Genomic DNA, 17438 nt, shown 5'->3' on the forward strand with positions numbered 1-17438 from the left:
CAATAGCGAAGGAGCAGAGCCATGCCCGCGGACATCTTCAGTCACTACGCCGCCCGGTACGACCGTACCCGCGAAGAAGAGTACACCATCCAGGAATACCTCGAGCTGTGCCGGCGCGACAAGACCGCGTACGCCACGGCTGCCGAGCGCATGCTGATGGCGATCGGCGAACCCGAGCTGATCGACACCCGGTCCGATTCGCGCCTGTCGCGCATCTTTTCCAACAAGATGATCAAGGTCTACCCGGCGTTCCGTGACTTCTACGGCACCGAGGAGGTGATCGAGCAGGTGGTCGCCTACTTCCGCCACGCCGCACAGGGGCTGGAGGAAAAGAAGCAGATTCTCTACCTGCTGGGGCCGGTCGGCGGCGGCAAGAGCTCGATCGCCGAGAAGCTCAAGGAACTGATGCAGAACGTGCCGTTCTACGCGATCAAGGGCTCGCCGGTGAACGAGTCGCCGCTCGGCCTCTTCAACCCCGAGGAAGACGGCCGCCTGCTCGAGGAAGAATACGGCATCCCGCGCCGCTACCTGAAGAGCATCCCTAGCCCGTGGGCGGTCAAGCGCCTGCACGAGTTCGGCGGCGACATCGGTCAGTTCCGTGTCGTCAAGCGCTACCCGTCGGTGCTGCGCCAGGTCGCCGTCGCCAAGACCGAGCCGGGGGACGAGAACAACCAGGACATCAGCTCGCTGGTCGGCAAGGTCGACATTCGCAAGCTGGAGAAGTACGCGCAGGACGACCCGGACGCGTACAGCTTCTCCGGTGGCCTGTGCCTGGCCAACCAAGGCCTGCTCGAATTCGTCGAGATGTTCAAGGCGCCGATCAAGGTGCTGCACCCGCTGTTGACCGCGACGCAGGAAGGCAACTTCAAGGGCACCGAAGGCTTCGGCGCGATCCCGTTCGACGGGGTGATCCTCGCGCACTCGAACGAGTCCGAATGGAAGCAGTTCAAGAACAACAAGAACAACGAGGCCTTCCTCGACCGTATCTACATCGTCAAGGTGCCTTACTGCCTGCGCGTGACCGACGAGGTGCAGATCTACGGCAAGCTGATCGACAACTCGTCGCTGGCCAAGGCGCCGTGCGCGCCGGGCACGCTGAAGATGATGGCGCAGTTCGCTGTGCTCTCGCGCCTGAAAGAGCCGGAGAACTCCAGCCTGTTCAGCAAGATGCAGGTGTACGACGGCGACAACCTGAAGGATACCGACCCCAAGGCGAAGAGCCTGCAGGAGTACCGCGACTACGCCGGGGTCGACGAGGGGATGAGCGGGCTCTCCACGCGCTTCGCGTACAAGATCTTGAGCAAGGTGTTCAACTTCGACCATAGCGAGGTCGCAGCGAACCCGGTGCACCTTCTGTACGTGCTTGAGCAGCAGGTGGAGCGCGAACAGTTCCCGCCGGAGATCGAGCAGCGCTACCTGACCTTCCTGAAGGAGTACCTGGCGCCCAAGTACATCGAGTTCATCGGCAAGGAGATCCAGACCGCGTACCTGGAGAGCTACTCGGAGTACGGGCAGAACATCTTCGACCGTTACGTGACCTTCGCCGACTACTGGATCCAGGACCAGGAGTACCGCGACCAGGACACCGGCGAGATCTTCGACCGCGGCTCGCTGAACGCCGAACTGGAGAAGATCGAGAAGCCGGCGGGGATCTCCAACCCGAAGGACTTCCGCAACGAGATCGTCAACTTCGTGCTGCGCGCGCGCGCCAACAACCACGGCAAGAACCCAGCGTGGACCAGTTACGAGAAGCTGCGCACGGTGATCGAGAAGAAGATGTTCTCCAACACCGAGGAGTTGCTGCCGGTGATCTCCTTCAACGCCAAGGCAAGCGTCGAGGACTCGAAGAAGCACGAGGACTTCGTCAACCGCATGGTCGAGAAGGGCTACACCCCGAAGCAGGTGCGCCTGTTGTGCGAGTGGTACCTGCGCGTTCGCAAGTCGTCCTGACCGGCCGGCCCGGGCGGCATCCGCCGCCCGGCAAGGCCAGACGAGGGGAGAAAGCGGCATGGCCCATATCATCGACCGCCGTCTGAACGGCAAGAACAAGTCCGCGGTCAACCGCGAGCGCTTCCTGCGCCGCTTCAAGGCGCAGATCAAGGAGGCGGTGGCGCGGGCGGTCAAGGGGCGCAGCATCACCGACATCGACAGCGGCGAGAGCGTGTCGATCCCGGTGAAGGACACCTCGGAGCCGGCGTTCCATCACGGCAAGGGCGGGGTGTGGGAGCACGTGCACCCGGGCAACGAGGAGTTCGTGAAGGGCGACCGCATCCCGCGCCCGCAAGGTGGCGGCGGGGGGGGCGGCAGCGGGCAGGGCAAGGCGAGCCAGGACGGGCAGGGCGAGGACGCCTTCGCGTTCGAATTGTCGCGCGAAGAGTTCATGGACGTGTTCTTCGACGACCTGGCGCTGCCCAACCTGGTGAAGACCCAGCTCTCCGGCATCATCGAGATGAAGACGGTGCGCGCCGGCTTCACCAACGACGGCACGCCGGCCAACATCAATATCGTGCGCTCGCTGCGGGGCGCGATGGGGCGGCGCATCGCGATGGCCGCGCCGATGCTCGCGTCGCTGAACGAGGCGGAAGAGGAGCTCGACAGCCTGCTCGAGTCGGACGCCGACACCGAGCTGGCCGAGCGCGAACGGCGCCGGCGCATCCATCTGCTGCGCGAGCGGCTGTCGGCGATCCCCTTCATCGACCCGTTCGACCTGCGCTACAACAACCGCGTCAAGCAGCCCAAGCCGACCAGCCAGGCAGTGATGTTCTGCCTGATGGATGTGTCCGGGTCGATGGACGAGCAGAAGAAGGACATGGCCAAGCGCTTCTTCATCCTGCTCTACCTGTTCTTGCAGCGCGCGTACGACCGCATCGAGCTGGTGTTCATCCGTCACCATACCAGCGCGGTCGAGGTGAACGAGCACGACTTCTTCCACTCGCGCGAATCGGGCGGCACCGTGGTGTCGTCGGCACTGAACCTGATGAAGGAGGTCGTGCACAAGCGCTACGCGTCGAGCGAATGGAACATCTACGCGGCGCAGGCGTCCGACGGCGACAACTGGGACAGCGACTCGGCCAACTGCGCGCGCATCCTCGAGGAGGCGCTGCTGCCGGTGTGCCAGTACTACGCGTACATCGAGATCACCGAGGGCGAGCCGCAGAACCTGTGGTACGAGTACCTGCGCATCTGCGAGGGCAAGCGCAACTTCGCGATGCAGAAGATCCGCGACGCGTCGGACATCTACCCGGTGTTCCGCGAGCTGTTCAAGAAGCAGCAGGGGGTGAACAAATGAAGCCGATTTCCAGCGGTTCCGAATGGACGTTCGACTTGATCGACCGCTACGATGCGGCGATCCGCGAGGTCGCGCTCGGCGAGTACGGCCTCGACATCTACCCGGTCCAGCTCGAGGTGATCACCGCCGAGCAGATGATGGACGCCTACTCGTCGGTCGGCATGCCGGTCAACTACCACCACTGGAGCTTCGGCAAGCACTTCGTGTCGACCGAGAAGAGCTACCGGCGCGGGCAGATGGGGCTGGCCTACGAGATCGTGATCAACTCCAACCCGTGTATCGCCTACCTGATGGAGGAGAACTCGATGACCATGCAGGCGCTGGTCATCGCGCACGCCGCGTACGGGCACAACTCCTTCTTCAAGGGCAACTACCTGTTCCGCGCGTGGACCGACGCCTCCAGCATCATCGACTACCTGGTGTTCGCCAAGCAGTACATCACCCAGTGCGAGGAGCGCTACGGCATCAACGCGGTCGAGGATCTGCTCGACTCCTGCCACGCGCTGATGAACTACGGGGTCGACCGCTACAAGCGGCCGGAGAAGCTGTCGCTCGAGCAGGAGCGTGTGCGCCAGGCCGAACGCGAGCAGTACCTGCAGACGCAGATCAACGATTTGTGGCGGACCATCCCGCGCCGCGAGCGCGAGGCGGACGGCCAGCACGCGCCGCGCTTCCCGTCCGAGCCGCAGGAGAACCTGCTCTATTTCATCGAGAAGGCGGCGCCGCTCTTGGAGCCGTGGCAGCGCGAGATCGTGCGCATCGTGCGCAAGGTCGCGCAGTACTTCTACCCGCAACGGCAGACGCAGGTGATGAACGAGGGCTGGGCGACCTTCTGGCACTACACCCTGCTCAACCGCCTGTACGAGAAGGGGCTGGTCACCGACGGCTTCATGATGGAGTTTTTGCAGAGCCACACCAACGTGGTGATGCAGCCGCCGGTCACCTCGCAGTGGTACAGCGGCATCAACCCGTACGCGCTGGGTTTCGGTATGTACCAGGACATCAAGCGCATCTGCGAGGCGCCGACCGACGAGGACAGGGTGTGGTTCCCCGACATCGCAGGCTCGCCGTGGCGCGACACGCTCGACTTCGCGATGAAGAACTTCAAGGACGAGAGCTTCATCGCGCAGTACCTGTCGCCCAAGCTGATCCGCGACTTCAGGCTGTTCTCGATCCGCGACGACGACCGCGACGACAAGCTCGAGGTGTCGGCGATCCACGACGAGGCCGGCTACCGGCAGGTGCGCGAACTGTTGGCCGACCAGTACAACCTGGGTTCGCGCGAGCCGAACATCCAGGTGTGGTCGGTCAATATGCGCGGCGACCGCAGCCTGCTCTTGCGCCACACCATGCACAACCGGCGCCCGCTTGACCGCGGCAGCGCGGTCGAGGTGCTCCGCCACGTGGCGCGGCTGTGGGGCTTCGATGTGCGCATGGAGAGCGTCGACGCCGACGGCCACGCGCGCGAGCACTTCGAGGTCAAGGCGCCGGCCGAATCGTATGCCTGAGCGAAGCGTTACCCAGAAAAAAGCCCTGCGCGCTGCGCAGGGCTTTTGTGTAAAACGGCAGGCGCTTAGCGCAGCGCGAGCACGTCCTGCATGTCAAAGAGACCGCTGGGCTTGTCTTTCAGCCAGGCGGCAGCGCGCACGGCGCCGTTGGCGAAGGTCGCGCGGCTGGACGCCTTGTGGGTGATCTCGACGCGCTCGCCGATGGTGGCGAACAGCGCGGTGTGGTCGCCGACCACGTCGCCGGCGCGCACGGTGGCAAAGCCGATGGTGTTCGGGTCGCGCTCGCCGGTCACGCCTTCGCGGCCGTACACGGCGCAGGTCTTGAGGTCGCGGCCCAGCGCGTCGGCGATCACTTCACCCATGCGCAGCGCGGTGCCGGACGGCGCGTCGACCTTGTGGCGGTGGTGCGCCTCGATGATCTCGATGTCGTAGCCTTCGTTCAGCACGCGGGCGGCGATGTCGAGCAGCTTGAAGGTCAGGTTGACGCCGACGCTGAAGTTGGCGGCGAACACGACCGGCACTTCGCGCGCGGCCGCTGCGATCGCAGCCTTGCCCGCGTCGTCGAAGCCGGTGGTGCCGACCACCGCCTTGACGCCGTGGCGCACGCAGGCGGCGAGGTGTTCGAGCGTGCCCTCGGGGCGGGTGAAGTCGATCAGCACGTCGGCGCCCTTGAGCGCCGCGTCGACGTCGCTGCTGATCGCCACGCCGGTTTGCGTGCCGCAAAACAGGCCGGCGTCCTGGCCTGCGTAAGGCGAGCCCGCGCGCTCGAGCGCACCATGCAGGGTGCAGCCGGGCGCGGCGAGCACCGCTTCGATCAGCGCGCGGCCCATGCGGCCGCCGGCGCCGGTAATCACAATCTTCAGTTGCTGGTCCATCGGGTTTCTTCCGTGTCTGTCTTATTGTTTGGCCGGCGTCTCGCCGCGGCCCTCGACGGAGACCACCATGTCGTCCTTGAAGACGACGGTGACGAGGCCTTTTTCGGTCGGCTTGCCCTGGACTTCGCGCAGGTAGCTGTAGTCCCAGCGGTTGGCGTGGAAGGGGTCGGCCAATAGCGGGGTGCCCAGCAGGAAGCGCACCTGATTGCGCGTCATGCCCGGCTTGACCTGCGCTACGGCCGCTTCGCTCAATTCGTTGCCTTGCTCGATCACCATGCGGTGCGGGGTGAACCAGTTGATCGGGTTGACCGAACTGCAGGCCGTCAGCAGCAGGGCGGCGGCGAGGGAAAGGATCTTGGTCATCGTATGCGCGCCGGCAGAACCGGGTTGGGTAAACGTTTAAAAGCCTTTATGATACAGAGAATCACCGCACCAGTCATAACACGATGAGCAAAGCCAGTCATCTCAAAGATATCGGTCTGAAGGCGACGGGGCCGCGCCTGACCATCCTCGAACTGTTCGAGAACAGCGAGACCCGCCACCTGTCTGCCGAGGACATTTACCGCAAGTTGCTCTCGGACGAGGTCGACATCGGCCTCGCGACCATCTACCGCGTGCTCACCCAGTTCGAGCAGGCGGGCATCCTAGTGCGCCACCATTTCGAGTCCGGCAAGGCCGTCTACGAGCTGAACCAGGGCGGCCACCACGACCATATGGTCTGCGTCGGCTGCGGCACCGTCACCGAATTCTTCGACCCGGAGATCGAGCGCCTGCAGGAGCGCATCGCGAAGCAGCACGGCTTCGCGATCCAGGACCATTCGCTGTACCTGTACGGTGAATGCGCCCAGTGCCAGTCCAAGCGCGCACCGGGCAAGCGATGATCCCCTGGCTCGGCTTGTCGCCGGCCTTTCCGCCGGTCGATACCGCGCAGGAAGACCCGGACGGCCTGCTGGCCGCCGGCGGCGAGCTGACCCTGCCCTGGCTTGCGCGTGCGTACGGCCAGGGCATCTTTCCATGGTTTTCCCGCGGCGAGCCCATCCTGTGGTGGTCGCCGTCCGAGCGCATGGTGCTGTTGCCAGGCCAGCTCAAGGTCAGCCGTTCGCTGGACAAGACGCTGCGCAACCGCGCCTACGAGGTGCGCTGCGACAGCGCGTTCGAATCGGTGATCCGCGCGTGCGCAGGCGCGCCGCGCGAAGGGCAGGGCGGCACCTGGATCGTCGACGAGATGGTCGACGCCTACGTCGCCTTGCACCGCGCCGGCCACGCACATTCCTTCGAAACCTGGATGGACGGCGAGCTGGTCGGCGGGCTGTACGGCGTCGCCTTCGGGCGCATGTTCTACGGCGAGTCGATGTTCCACCGCGCGCGCGACGCCTCGAAGATCGCCTTCGTGCATATGGCGCGCCACCTAGAGGCGAACGGCTTCGCGATGATCGACTGCCAGTTCCATACGCCGCACCTTGCCTCGCTCGGCGCGTCGCTGGTCAGTCGGCAACGCTTTGTTGCGGCGCTCGCGGGCCTGGTGGCGCAGCCGCAGCCGGCCGGGCTCTGGCATTACGGGTACCGCAATGAGCCATCGTGACGCAGCCTCGTCGGTCGTGCATTTTTACGCGACCGCGCCCTATCCGTGCAGTTACCTCGACGGGCGCGAGGCGCGCTCGCAGGTCGCGATCCCGGTCGAGGCGATCGACGCCGCGCTCTACAGCCAGCTGGTGCGCATGGGGTTCCGGCGTAGCGGCTACTACACCTACCGTCCGTTCTGCGAGGGGTGCGAGGCGTGCGTGCCGGTCAGGCTGCGCGCGGCGCAGTTCGCGCCGGACCGCGCGCAGCGGCGCACCTGGCTGCACCATCAGGGCCTGGCCGTGCGGGTGCTGCCGCTCGCGTTCGACGCGCGCCACTTCGAGCTTTACCGGCGCTACCAGCGCGCGCGCCATCCCGGTGGCGGCATGAGCGAGGATGGCAGCCAGCAGTACAGCGAGTTCATCCTGAAGAGCCGGGTCGACAGCGTGCTGGTTGAATTCAGCGAAGGGGACGTGGTGCGTATGGTCAGCCTGGTCGACCGGCTGGAGGACGGGCTGTCGGCGGTGTACACCTTCTACGACCCGGACGTGCCTGGCGCAAGCTACGGCAACTACAGCGTGATGTGGCAGGCGCGCTGGGCGCGCGAGCTGGGCCTGCCCTTCCTGTATCTGGGCTACTGGATCGGCGAGTGCCGCAAGATGGTGTACAAGTCGCGTTTCAAGCCGCTCGAGCGGCTGGCGGACGGCGCCTGGGCGCCGTTCTGAGGCGCCCGGGGCTTGTCCGCCTTGCAGCGGGATTGCTTTACATCGGCACCACGCGCATGGTGCCGGCGCCGGTCAGGATGCGCACGCGCTGTCCCGCCACCAGCGGCAAATCGCCTTCCTGCACCACCGAGATCATGCGGCCGTCTCGGTCGAGCCGCACGGTGACTTCCAGCGCGTTCTTGGTGCCTGCGCCTTGCTGGATCGATTCGCTGGCGAGCCCGCCGATCATCGCGCCGGCGATCGCGCCGATCGCCGAGCCCTTGCCGCCGCCGATGCTGCTGCCGGCCACGCCGCCGATTGCGGTGCCGCCCATGGTCAGCAGCGGGTTCTTCTCGCCCTCGACCTTCACGTTCTGTACCGAGACCACCTGGCCGAATTCGACCGTCTGCGGCTGTTGCAGCTGGCCGCGCTTGTAGACCACCGCCGAGTCGGAAGGCGCGGCGCAGCCGGTGACGGCCAGCGCGGCGGCGACGGAAAGGGTGGCGAGCAGGGATTTCTTCATTTCGATGTCTTTCAGGCCTGGGCGCCCCGGGCGCCCGTATTGTTCAGTTGCGCGATCGCGTCGACACATTCGCCGACCAGGGCAGGACCCCGGTAGATCAGCCCGCTATAGAGCTGGACAAGCGTCGCGCCGGCTTCGATCTTGCGCGCGGCGTCCCCGCCGTCGAGGATGCCGCCCACCCCTATGATAGGCATCGCCCCGCCGAGTTCCTGCGCGAGGGTGCGGATCACCTCGGTCGAGCGCTCGCGCACCGGCGCGCCGGACAAGCCGCCGGCCTCGTCCGCGTGCGTGTGGCCGGCGACTGCGTCGCGCGACAGCGTGGTGTTGGTCGCGATCACCGCGTCGACTTCGTGCTCGGCGAGCAGCCGCGCGATGTCGCGCACCGCGTCGTCGTCGAGGTCGGGCGCGATCTTCACCGCGAACGGCACGTAGCGGCCGTGCATATCGGCCAGTTGCGCCTGGCGGGCCTTCAGCGCCGCGATCAGCGCGGCGAGTTCCTGCCCCTGCTGCAGCTGGCGCAGGTTCTTGGTGTTCGGCGACGAGATGTTCACCGTCACGTAGCTCGCGCACGGGTAGACCTTGTCGAAGCAGGTCAGGTAGTCGTCGGTCGCGCGTTCGATCGGCGTGTCGGCGTTCTTGCCGATATTGATGCCGAGCACGCCCTTGAAGCGGCTTGCTTCCACATTGCGCACCAGGTTGTCGACGCCCAGGTTGTTGAAGCCCATGCGGTTGATCACCGCCTGGTGTTCGGGCAGGCGGAACAGGCGCGGCTTGGGGTTGCCCGGCTGCGGGCGCGGGGTGACGGTGCCGATCTCGATGAAACCGAAGCCCAGGGCGGCGAGCGCGTCGATATGCGCGCCGTCCTTGTCGAGCCCGGCGCCGAGACCGACCGGGTTGGGGAAGGTCAGCCCCATCGCCTTGACGGGGAGGCGCTTGGGCTTACGCCCCAGCAGGGTGTCCAGTTGCAGGGCGTGCGCCTTGTCTAGCGTGCCCAGCGTCAGACGGTGGGCGGTCTCGGCGTCGAGGCTGAACAGGAGCGGGCGAAGCAGGCTGTAGAGCATGGCGGGTGCGGGCGTGACGCCCTTTTTATGCAAACTTGCTGATCCTACAGGATCCGGCACGCTTCGTCGAAGGCCGGGCGCGGCAGCCGCGGGTGCAGGCGGCTCGCGTCGCCGTAGCCCAGGTTGATCAGGAAGTTGCTGCGCCAGCGCCCGTCGGCGAAGAACTCGGCGTCGACGCCCGCCTTGTCGAAGCCCGACATCGGCCCGCAGTCGAGGCCGAGCGCGCGCGCCGCCAGCATCAGGTACGCGCCTTGCAGGCTGCTGTTGCGCAGCATGGTCTCCTCGATCAGTGCGTCGTTGCCGGCGAACCAGCTCCTGGCGTCGCTGTGCGGGTAGAGCGTCGGCAACGCCTCGTAGAATTCGCTGTCGGCGGCGACGACTACGGTGACCGGCGCCTGCAGCGTCTGCGCGACGTTGCCGGGGGCGAGGTGCGGCTCGAGCCGGGCCTTGGCCTCGGGCGTGCTCAGGAACACGAAGCGGCCCGGACAGCCGTTGGCGCTGGTCGGCCCCTGGCTTGCGATCGCGTAGAGCCGGCGCAGCATCGCGTCGCTGACGCGGCGTGCCTGCCAGTGATGGTGGGTGCGTGCCAGGTTGAACAGTTGGTCCAGTGCGCTGTCGGCGATCGCGGTGCTCATGGTGTACCTCGTTGGGGGGTGGGCGAGGAGGCGTCTTCGGTGAGGGCAGCGGGCAGTGCGGCCAGCTCTTCCTTGCCGCGTGCCAGGATGGTGATCGCGACGCGCCGGTTCTGCGCGCGGCCCTGTTCACTTGCATTGTCGGCGAGCGGGCGCGTCTCGGCGCGGCCGATCGCGACCAGGCGTTCGGCGGCGACGCCGTTCTCCTGCAGCAGGCGCACCACGCTGCCGGCGCGCGCGGCGGACAGCTCCCAGTTGGACGGGTAGTTCGCGTTGCGGATCGGCACGTTGTCGCTGAAGCCCTCGACCTTGATCGGGCTGTCCAGCGGGGCGAGCACGCCGGAGAGCGCGTTGACGAGGCGGATCGAGCCGGGCGACGGCGTCGCCTGGCCGACCGGGAACAGCGCGTTGTCGCGGATGTCGACCTGGATGTCGTCGCCCTTGCGGGTGACCTTGACCTGGCCGTTGGCCGACAGCGGCGCGAGCACTTCGCCCAATCGGCGTTCGAGCTGGTCGGCCTGCGTCTTTGCGGGCACCGGCTGCGCGGCGACCTTGCGCGCGATGTACTGGGCGTCGGGCGCGGCGACCTGGGTGTTCGCGCTGCCGGAGGGCTTGCTCTCGAGCGCCAGGGGCGAAGTGCCGAAGGCGTTGACCAGCGCGCTGGAGAGCGAGCGGTACTTGCTCTCGTTCACCTGCGACACCGCGTACATCACCACGAAGAAGGCGAAGAGCAGGGTGATGAAGTCTGCGTAGGAAACCAGCCAGCGCTCGTGGTTCTCGTGCTCTTCCTGGTGTCGGCGGCGACGTCGGCTCACGGGCGGCTCCGGCTCAGTAAAAACGCGTGCCGAACAGGGTGGTGAAGCCCTGCGCGAACTCTACGCCCAGCAAGCGCGCGGCGCGCTTGCCGAAGCCTTCTTCCGGCGTGAACTCGACCAGCTTCTCCGCCTTGAATTCGTCGCGTGCGACCTGGCGCACCGAGGAGAGGCCGTCGACCAGGCCGTTTTGCGTACCCTGCGCGCCCAGCCAGACGCGGCCGGAGAAGGTGTCGTCCGCCACCTGCAATCGCGCGCCGCGCCCGCTCTTCACCGCCTGGATGAACTGGCCGTGGATGGTGTCGACCAGTTCGTGGCGGATCGCCTCGTGCTGCGGGTTGGCCGGCGAGAACGGGTCGCCCATGCCCTTGTTTTGGCCGGCGGTGACCAGCCGGCGCTCGACGCCCAGCTTCTGCATCGCGTCGGTGAAGCCGAAGCCGTCGGAGAGCACGCCGATCGAGCCGACGATGGACGCCTTGTCCGCGTAGATGCGGTCGGTGGCCGCCGCGATGTAGTAGCAGCCGGACGCGCACACTTCCTCGACCACGGTCACCAGCGGGATGGCCGGGTGCGCCTTCTTCAGGCGGCGGATCTCGTCGTAGGCGATGCCGGAGAGCACCGGGCTGCCGCCCGGGCTGTTGGCGCGGATGATGATGCCGCGCGTGCCCTTGTCGCGGTACGCGGCCTCCAGTCCTTCGAGCAGGCGGTTGCTGCTGTCGTTCTCGTTGCTGATCGCGCCGTTGAGGTCGACCACGGCGGTATGCGTGCCGTCGAGCAGACGGCCCTGCTTGTCCTGGTTGCGACCGTTGACGGCCAGCGCGACCAGTGCGACGGCGACCGACAGCCAGGCCAGCCGGAAGAAGATCTTCCACTGGCGCGCGCGGGTCTGTTCCTTGAGCGCGGCGCCGGCAAGTTTGGTGATCAGTTCGCGTTCCCAGTCGGGTTTTTCGTTCACGTGGCGTCCGTCGTCAGAGTGTGGTTTTCCGGCAGATGATAAACCCCTGCGTCATTTTCGTGTACGGCAAGCGGTGTCAGCGACGCTCCCGCGCACGGCCCGGCGACGCACAGCCCGCTGTCGGGCGCGTACAGCGCGCCGTGGGCGCTGCACACCAGGTAGTCGCCGTCCAGGTCGAACACCCTGCCGTCGACGAGGTCCAGTTCGAGCGGCAGGTGGCGGCAGGCGTTGACCCAGCCGTAGGCGCGGCCTTGGTAGCGCACCACGAAGGCGGGCCGCGTTTCGCCACCGACCCTCGCCTTAAAGCGCACGGCAAGGCCGCGCTCCTTGAGCGCGTCGCCCGCGCAGATCAGCACAGGCGCGGCGTCAGCCATGCGTCCAGCGCGGAGAAGTCGTCGAAGATGGCGGCGGGCTGGCACGCGGCGAGGGTGTCGACCGGGTGTGCGCCGTAGCTGACGCCCAGTGCATGGGTGCCGGCGTTGGCGGCCATCAGAAGGTCGTGGCTGGTGTCGCCGACCATCACCGTGCGCGCCGCGTCGACGCCAAGGTCGCTCGTGATCTCGGCGAGCATCTGCGGGTGCGGCTTGGACGCGCATTCGTCGACGGTGCGGGTGGCGTCGAACAGGCCGGCAAGGCCGGTGGCCGCGAGCGCGCGGTCGAGGCCGCGCCGGCTCTTGCCGGTGGCGACCGCGAGCAGGGTGCCGCGCGCCTTCCAGCGCGCGAGCGCGTCGGCGACGCCGTCGAACAGTTCGATGGTCTCTTCGCCGGTCAGGTAGGCGCGGCGGTAGGCGTCTTCCAGCGCGCGGTACGCCTCGTTGCTCTGGCCGGGGCAGGCGGTGGCGAGCGCGCGCGGCAGCGCGAGGCCGATCACGTGGCTGGCCACCGCACGCTCCGGGACGGGCAGGCCGGTCGCCTCGCAGGCGCGCTGGATCGAGCGCACGATATGCGCGGTCGAGTCCATCAGCGTGCCGTCCCAGTCGAAGACGATCAGTTCGAGCTGCATGGCAGTTTCTCCAGGCGGGCGGTGAACGCAGCCAGTTCCTTCGGCAGCGGGGCGGACAGTTCCAGCGGTTCGCCGGTCAGGGGGTGCGGCAGCTTCAGGCTGTGCGCGTGCAGGAACATGCGCTTGAGGCCGTCGCGCACTAGCGTCTTGTTGCGCGCGAAGTCGCCGTAGCGCTCGTCGCCGGCGATCGGGCAGCCGTTCGCCTGCGTGTGCACGCGGATCTGGTGGGTGCGGCCGGTCTTCAGCCACGCCTCGACCAGGGTGAAGCCGCGGTAGCGCTCGAGCACGCTGAAGATGGTGTGCGCGTACTGGCCGCCTTCTTCCTGCACCCGTACCCGTTTCTCGCCCTCGGGGGTGTGCCACTTGAACAGCGGCAACTTGACGTGGCGCAGCTTGTCCGGCCACTGGCCGAGCACCAGCGCGAAGTAGCGCTTCTGCGGTACGTCGTTGCGGATCATCTCGTGCAGCTTGACCAGCGCCGAGCGCTTCTTGGCGATCATCAGCAGACCCGAAGTCTCGCGGTCGAGGCGGTGCACCAGTTCGAGGTAGCGCGCCTCGGGCCGCGCGCGCCTCAGTTGTTCGATCACGCCGAACGACACGCCGCTGCCGCCGTGCACGGCGACGCCGGCGGGCTTGTCGATCACCAGCAGCGCGTCGTCCTCGTACACCACCGGGAAGTGGCCTTCCGGGACGAAGGTTTGCGCCGCCTCGCGGCTGGCGGTGCGCACCGGCGGCAGGCGCACGGTGTCGCCCGGGGCGAGGCGGTAGGCGGCGTCGACGCGGCCCTTGTTCACCCGTACTTCGCCCGAGCGCAGGATGCGGTAGACATGGCTCTTGGGCACCCCCTTGAGGATGCGGACCAGGTAGTTGTCGATGCGCTGACCGGCGTCTTCTTCGTCGATCTGGACGAAAGAGACGGACTCTTTGCGTATATCTGTCATATTGCTTATACTTCGCAAGCTTCGCCACGCTTGGCAAGGCCCGGCAGAACCGGGCGCCGGCGGGCGCTAGTGAATTCCGGAAGAGATTAAGGTCGAATGCCTGACGGACAAGACGGGTGTTCGGCGCTGCTGTGCTTTCAAGCGCGGTCCGGCAGGGTCAAGCCCTGACCTGATGACCGCTGCGGCCGGACACAGCCAAGGGTTGTCTCGCTCACCAAAAAGTAGCGATGGTAATGCATTTGTAAGCACCGCGCACTCACGAGCATCCATTCCCGGACGCCAAGCCAGTCCGGGAGTCATGCGGCAAAGTTTGACCCGGCGCGAAGCCCTCACAGCATTTTTGGGGCGTCGATACTGTAACGGTCGGCGCCCGCGTTTTTAGGTGTCGCCTCCCGTTTGCGGGAAGCGACAGCGGGTTTCGCGCGAATGAGCACTTCGAGAAGTCGGCTACGCATATCGCAGCATTTCGTTCTTTACAGACACTTCTTTCGGTTAGCGCCCATCCAACAGACACTGGGCCGTCAAATACTTGCCGCGAACCTTGCGTGAGTGCTGCGCAAGGAACCACCCATGAAACGGATGTTGTTCAACGCGACACAGGCCGAAGAGCTTCGTGTCGCCATCGTCGACGGGCAGCGCCTGGTCGACCTCGATATCGAGACGGTCGGCAAGGAACAGCGCAAGGGGAATATCTACAAGGGTGTGATCACCCGGATCGAACCCTCGCTGGAAGCCTGCTTCGTCGATTACGGTACCGACCGCCACGGCTTTTTGCCGTTCAAGGAAGTCGCCCGTTCCTATTTCCAGAACTACGAAGGCGGCCGTCCGCGTATCCAGGACGTGCTGCGCGAAGGCCAGGAAGTCGTCGTCCAGGTTGAAAAGGACGAACGCGGCAACAAGGGCGCCGCGCTGACCACCTATATCAGCCTCGCCGGCCGTTATCTCGTGCTGATGCCGAACAACCCGCGCGGCGGTGGCGTTTCGCGCCGCATCGAGGGCGAAGAGCGCCAGGAGCTCAAGGAGCAGATGGCCAAGCTGGAGGTCGCGCCGGGCATGAGCCTGATCGCGCGCACCGCCGGCATCGGCCGCAGCTACGAAGAGCTGCAGTGGGACCTCAACTACCTGGCCCAGCTGTGGGGCGCGATCGACGCGGCCGCCGGCGCGCAGAAGGCGCCGTTCCTGATCCTGCAGGAGAGCAGCCTCGTCATCCGCGCGATCCGCGACTACTACCAGACCGACATCGGCGAGATCCTGATCGACACGCCGGAAGTGTTCGAGCAGGCGCGCCAGTTCATGGCGCACGTGATGCCGAACAACCTCGGCCGCGTGAAGCTCTACACCGATACGGTGCCGCTGTTCTCGCGCTTCCAGATCGAACACCAGATCGAGACCGCGTTCTCGCGCAGCGTGCAGTTGCCGTCCGGCGGTGCCATCGTGATCGACCACACCGAGGCGCTGGTGTCGATCGACGTCAACTCGGCGCGTGCGACCAAGGGCGCCGACATCGAGGAAACCGCGCTCAGAACCAACCTCGAGGCGGCCGAAGAGATCGCGCGCCAGCTGCGCCTGCGTGACCTGGGCGGCCTGGTGGTGATCGACTTCATCGACATGGAGAACCCGAAGAGCCAGCGCGACGTCGAGAACATGCTGCGCGACGTACTGCGCCACGACCGCGCCCGCGTGCAGATGGGCAAGCTCTCGCGCTTCGGCCTGCTCGAGTTGTCGCGCCAGCGCCTGCAGCCCAGCCTCGGCGAATCCAGCCATATCCCGTGCCCGCGTTGCCACGGCATCGGCTTCATCCGCGGCACCGAATCGTCGGCGCTGCACATCCTGCGCATCATCCAGGAAGAGGCGATGAAGGAGAACACCGGCGCCGTCCACGCGCAGGTGCCGGTCGATGTCGCGACCTTCCTGCTCAACGAGAAGCGCACCGAGCTTTACTCGCTGGAAGAGCGCCTGGGCGTGCACGTGCTGCTGATCCCGAACATGCATCTGGAGACGCCGCACTACAAGATCGTCCGCGTGCGCCACGACGACATGGGCGAAGTCGGCGACGCGCCGAGCTACCGCCGTGTCGAGGCGCCGGAAGAGGAAGCCGGCGCGCCGTTCGGCCAGCCCAAGGCCAAGGTCGAGCGCTTGGAGCCGGCGGTCAAGGGCATCACCCCGCAGCAGCCGGCACCGGTCGCCGCAGAAGTGCCCGCCAAGCCCGAAGCTGCACCGGCCCCGCAACAGCCGGTCGCCGCACCGGCCCCGCAAGGCCTGTTTGCCCGCATCGCCGCCTGGTTCAAGGGCGAGCCGGAGCCGGTGAAGCCTGCGCCGGTCGAAGAGGCCAAGCCTGCCCGCGACGCGCGCAAGCCGCGCAACGGCGAGCGCCGCCAGCAGGGCAACCAGCAACGCCGCGAGCGCGGTGGTGACGAGCGCCGCAACGACGAGCGCCGCACCCGCAACAACCAGGAGCCGCGCCGCCAGGGCCAGGCCGAGGAGGTCCGTCCGGAAGCCGCCGCCAGCGAGCAGCGTCCGGGCGAGCCGCGTGCGCCGCGCCAGCGCCGCGAACGCGATCCGAACCGCGACAAGTCGCGCGGCCAGCAGGAAGAGCGCGCAGCGCAGCAGGGCGCGCCCGAGGCGGAAGCCCAGCCGCGTCCGGCCGAACAGCCGCGTCGCCGCGAGAAGCCGCAACGCGAGGCGCCGGCCGTCGAGGAGACGCTGCCGCTGAACGCAGAAGCGCAAACCACCCAGCCTGAAGCCGCACCGGCAACCGAAGCCGGCGAGGCCCAGGAGCGTGGCGAACGCCGCCGCCGCCGCAGCCGCCGCAGCCGCCGTGACGAGCAGCCGACCGACGCCGTGGCGCCGGCAGAGGGTGTCGTCGCTGCCGAAGTGGTTGCCGTAGCCGAGGCCGTCGTGCAGCCGCAGGCCGAGCCGGTGACGGAGCTGGTGCAGGTCGAGGTGCAAGCCGAAGCCGTGGCCGAGCCGGTCGTCGAGGCGGCGCCTGCTGCCGAAGTGGCCGAACCGGTGGCTGAAGTGGCTACCCAGGTCGTCGAGGTGGTCGAAGCGACGGTAGTCGCCGAGCCGCAGCCGGTGCAGGAAACCGTCCAGCCGGTGGTTGAAGAGGCCGTGGCCGTGGTCGAGCAGGCCGTGCCGGCGCAAGAGGCCGAGGTGGCCGAAGTGGCCGCCGAAGTGGCCGCCGAGCCGCAGCCGGTTGAACCGGTGCAGCTTGCCGCCGAAGCCGCAGCACCGGCTGCCGCGGAAGCGGTGGCCGAGCCTGCCGACCTGGGTGGCCTGGTGATGGTGTCGACCCGTGCCGACGCCCGCGTCGCCGACGAGGCGCCGCTGCCGGAAGTGCAGCAAGGCCCGCGCCGCAGCGAAGTGCTGCGCAGCCGCCAGGACGAACCGGCGGCCGTGCCGGTCGAATTGATGCAGGTCGAGACCCGCAACAACGGCTAAGCCGACCAGCCCCACCCGTGAGGGCTGGGGTTGACCCGAAGGCCGGATGCATTTAGTATCCGGCCTTCGATATTCCCTGATAGCTCAGTTGGTAGAGCGACGGACTGTTAATCCGCAGGTCGCAGGTTCGAGCC

The 17438-nt window shown here is 66.9% G+C and carries 17 protein-coding genes; 7 read left to right on the forward strand and 10 right to left on the reverse strand.

What is annotated here, in order from left to right; translation table 11 throughout:
- Positions 1-21: 21 nt before the first annotated feature.
- From E5K04_RS08175 to E5K04_RS08185, 3 genes are read left to right on the forward strand one after another with little or no spacing between them, the layout of a single operon-like run.
- Positions 22-1950: a PrkA family serine protein kinase gene (locus tag E5K04_RS08175; RefSeq protein WP_136552863.1), complete on the forward strand. Its 1929-nt coding sequence runs from the start codon at positions 22-24 to the stop codon at positions 1948-1950.
- 58 nt (positions 1951-2008) lie between these two features.
- Positions 2009-3289: a YeaH/YhbH family protein gene (locus E5K04_RS08180; RefSeq protein ID WP_136552866.1), complete on the forward strand. Its 1281-nt coding sequence runs from the start codon at positions 2009-2011 to the stop codon at positions 3287-3289.
- A complete protein-coding gene (locus E5K04_RS08185; RefSeq protein ID WP_136552869.1) occupies positions 3286-4797 on the forward strand; it encodes a SpoVR family protein in 1512 nt (503 codons plus the stop codon). The genes E5K04_RS08180 and E5K04_RS08185 overlap by 4 nt, the downstream gene beginning before the upstream one ends.
- Positions 4798-4862: 65 nt before the next feature.
- Here the strand turns inward: E5K04_RS08185 and dapB are convergent, their stop codons facing one another.
- Positions 4863-5672 carry a 4-hydroxy-tetrahydrodipicolinate reductase gene (gene dapB / locus E5K04_RS08190; protein ID WP_136552871.1) on the reverse strand — a complete coding sequence of 270 codons (810 nt, stop codon included), beginning with the start codon at positions 5670-5672 and terminating at the stop codon, positions 4863-4865.
- 21 nt (positions 5673-5693) lie between these two features.
- On the reverse strand, positions 5694-6035 hold the full coding sequence (locus tag E5K04_RS08195; RefSeq protein WP_136552873.1) for an outer membrane protein assembly factor BamE: 342 nt from the start codon (positions 6033-6035) through the stop codon (positions 5694-5696).
- An 83-nt stretch (positions 6036-6118) separates the two neighbouring features.
- Here E5K04_RS08195 and fur point away from each other — a divergent pair, with 83 nt between their 5' ends.
- Genes fur through E5K04_RS08210 form a run of 3 tightly spaced genes read left to right on the forward strand, consistent with a single transcriptional unit; the run spans position 6119 to position 7957 of the window.
- On the forward strand, positions 6119-6553 hold the full coding sequence (gene fur / locus E5K04_RS08200; protein WP_136552875.1) for a ferric iron uptake transcriptional regulator: 435 nt from the start codon (positions 6119-6121) through the stop codon (positions 6551-6553).
- Positions 6550-7254, forward strand: coding sequence for a leucyl/phenylalanyl-tRNA--protein transferase (gene aat, locus E5K04_RS08205; protein WP_136552877.1), 705 nt, complete (start codon positions 6550-6552; stop codon positions 7252-7254). Before fur ends, aat begins: the two co-directional genes overlap by 4 nt.
- Positions 7241-7957 carry an arginyltransferase gene (locus E5K04_RS08210; RefSeq protein WP_136552879.1) on the forward strand — a complete coding sequence of 239 codons (717 nt, stop codon included), beginning with the start codon at positions 7241-7243 and terminating at the stop codon, positions 7955-7957. Before aat ends, E5K04_RS08210 begins: the two co-directional genes overlap by 14 nt.
- Positions 7958-7994: 37 nt before the next feature.
- Here the strand turns inward: E5K04_RS08210 and E5K04_RS08215 are convergent, their stop codons facing one another.
- From E5K04_RS08215 to E5K04_RS08250, 8 genes are read right to left on the reverse strand one after another with little or no spacing between them, the layout of a single operon-like run.
- Positions 7995-8459 carry an outer membrane lipoprotein gene (locus E5K04_RS08215; RefSeq protein ID WP_136552881.1) on the reverse strand — a complete coding sequence of 155 codons (465 nt, stop codon included), beginning with the start codon at positions 8457-8459 and terminating at the stop codon, positions 7995-7997.
- An 11-nt stretch (positions 8460-8470) separates the two neighbouring features.
- Complete coding sequence (locus E5K04_RS08220; protein ID WP_136552883.1) at positions 8471-9520, reverse strand: quinone-dependent dihydroorotate dehydrogenase; 1050 nt, start codon at positions 9518-9520, stop codon at positions 8471-8473.
- Positions 9521-9564: 44 nt separating this feature from the next.
- Complete coding sequence (locus tag E5K04_RS08225; RefSeq protein ID WP_136552885.1) at positions 9565-10155, reverse strand: malonic semialdehyde reductase; 591 nt, start codon at positions 10153-10155, stop codon at positions 9565-9567.
- The gene (gene motD / locus E5K04_RS08230; RefSeq protein ID WP_136552887.1) at positions 10152-10967 is read right to left on the reverse strand and encodes a flagellar motor protein MotD; all 816 of its coding nucleotides are present in this window, start codon (positions 10965-10967) and stop codon (positions 10152-10154) included. Before motD ends, E5K04_RS08225 begins: the two co-directional genes overlap by 4 nt.
- A 13-nt stretch (positions 10968-10980) precedes the next feature.
- Entirely contained in the window at positions 10981-11919 is a 939-nt protein-coding gene (locus tag E5K04_RS08235; RefSeq protein ID WP_136552889.1) for a S49 family peptidase, read from the reverse strand.
- Positions 11916-12293: a Rieske (2Fe-2S) protein gene (locus E5K04_RS08240; protein WP_136552892.1), complete on the reverse strand. Its 378-nt coding sequence runs from the start codon at positions 12291-12293 to the stop codon at positions 11916-11918. The genes E5K04_RS08235 and E5K04_RS08240 overlap by 4 nt, the downstream gene beginning before the upstream one ends.
- Complete coding sequence (locus E5K04_RS08245; protein WP_136552893.1) at positions 12269-12922, reverse strand: HAD-IA family hydrolase; 654 nt, start codon at positions 12920-12922, stop codon at positions 12269-12271. Before E5K04_RS08245 ends, E5K04_RS08240 begins: the two co-directional genes overlap by 25 nt.
- Complete coding sequence (locus tag E5K04_RS08250) at positions 12907-13863, reverse strand: RluA family pseudouridine synthase (protein ID WP_136552895.1); 957 nt, start codon at positions 13861-13863, stop codon at positions 12907-12909. The genes E5K04_RS08245 and E5K04_RS08250 overlap by 16 nt, the downstream gene beginning before the upstream one ends.
- Positions 13864-14433: 570 nt before the next feature.
- Here E5K04_RS08250 and E5K04_RS08255 point away from each other — a divergent pair.
- Positions 14434-17304 (forward strand): Rne/Rng family ribonuclease, encoded by a 2871-nt coding sequence (locus tag E5K04_RS08255; protein WP_136552897.1) that lies wholly within the window; start codon positions 14434-14436, stop codon positions 17302-17304.
- The last annotated feature ends 134 nt before the right edge of the window (positions 17305-17438 follow it).

The sequence above is a fragment of the Crenobacter intestini genome (assembly GCF_004919095.1).
Lineage (GTDB): Bacteria > Pseudomonadota > Gammaproteobacteria > Burkholderiales > Chromobacteriaceae > Craterilacuibacter > Craterilacuibacter intestini.

What these genes read in the sequence shown, in the direction of transcription:
- E5K04_RS08175 (WP_136552863.1), top strand. Translation starts at nt 22, where the DNA reads ATGCCCGCGGACATCTTCAGTCACTACGCCGCCCGGTACGACCGTACC.
- E5K04_RS08180 (WP_136552866.1), top strand. Translation starts at nt 2,009, where the DNA reads ATGGCCCATATCATCGACCGCCGTCTGAACGGCAAGAACAAGTCCGCG.
- E5K04_RS08185 (WP_136552869.1), top strand. Translation starts at nt 3,286, where the DNA reads ATGAAGCCGATTTCCAGCGGTTCCGAATGGACGTTCGACTTGATCGAC.
- dapB (WP_136552871.1), bottom strand. Translation starts at nt 5,672, where the DNA reads ATGGACCAGCAACTGAAGATTGTGATTACCGGCGCCGGCGGCCGCATG.
- E5K04_RS08195 (WP_136552873.1), bottom strand. Translation starts at nt 6,035, where the DNA reads ATGACCAAGATCCTTTCCCTCGCCGCCGCCCTGCTGCTGACGGCCTGC.
- fur (WP_136552875.1), top strand. Translation starts at nt 6,119, where the DNA reads ATGAGCAAAGCCAGTCATCTCAAAGATATCGGTCTGAAGGCGACGGGG.
- aat (WP_136552877.1), top strand. Translation starts at nt 6,550, where the DNA reads ATGATCCCCTGGCTCGGCTTGTCGCCGGCCTTTCCGCCGGTCGATACC.
- E5K04_RS08210 (WP_136552879.1), top strand. Translation starts at nt 7,241, where the DNA reads ATGAGCCATCGTGACGCAGCCTCGTCGGTCGTGCATTTTTACGCGACC.
- E5K04_RS08215 (WP_136552881.1), bottom strand. Translation starts at nt 8,459, where the DNA reads ATGAAGAAATCCCTGCTCGCCACCCTTTCCGTCGCCGCCGCGCTGGCC.
- E5K04_RS08220 (WP_136552883.1), bottom strand. Translation starts at nt 9,520, where the DNA reads ATGCTCTACAGCCTGCTTCGCCCGCTCCTGTTCAGCCTCGACGCCGAG.
- E5K04_RS08225 (WP_136552885.1), bottom strand. Translation starts at nt 10,155, where the DNA reads ATGAGCACCGCGATCGCCGACAGCGCACTGGACCAACTGTTCAACCTG.
- E5K04_RS08240 (WP_136552892.1), bottom strand. Translation starts at nt 12,293, where the DNA reads ATGGCTGACGCCGCGCCTGTGCTGATCTGCGCGGGCGACGCGCTCAAG.
- E5K04_RS08245 (WP_136552893.1), bottom strand. Translation starts at nt 12,922, where the DNA reads ATGCAGCTCGAACTGATCGTCTTCGACTGGGACGGCACGCTGATGGAC.
- E5K04_RS08250 (WP_136552895.1), bottom strand. Translation starts at nt 13,863, where the DNA reads ATGACAGATATACGCAAAGAGTCCGTCTCTTTCGTCCAGATCGACGAA.
- E5K04_RS08255 (WP_136552897.1), top strand. Translation starts at nt 14,434, where the DNA reads ATGAAACGGATGTTGTTCAACGCGACACAGGCCGAAGAGCTTCGTGTC.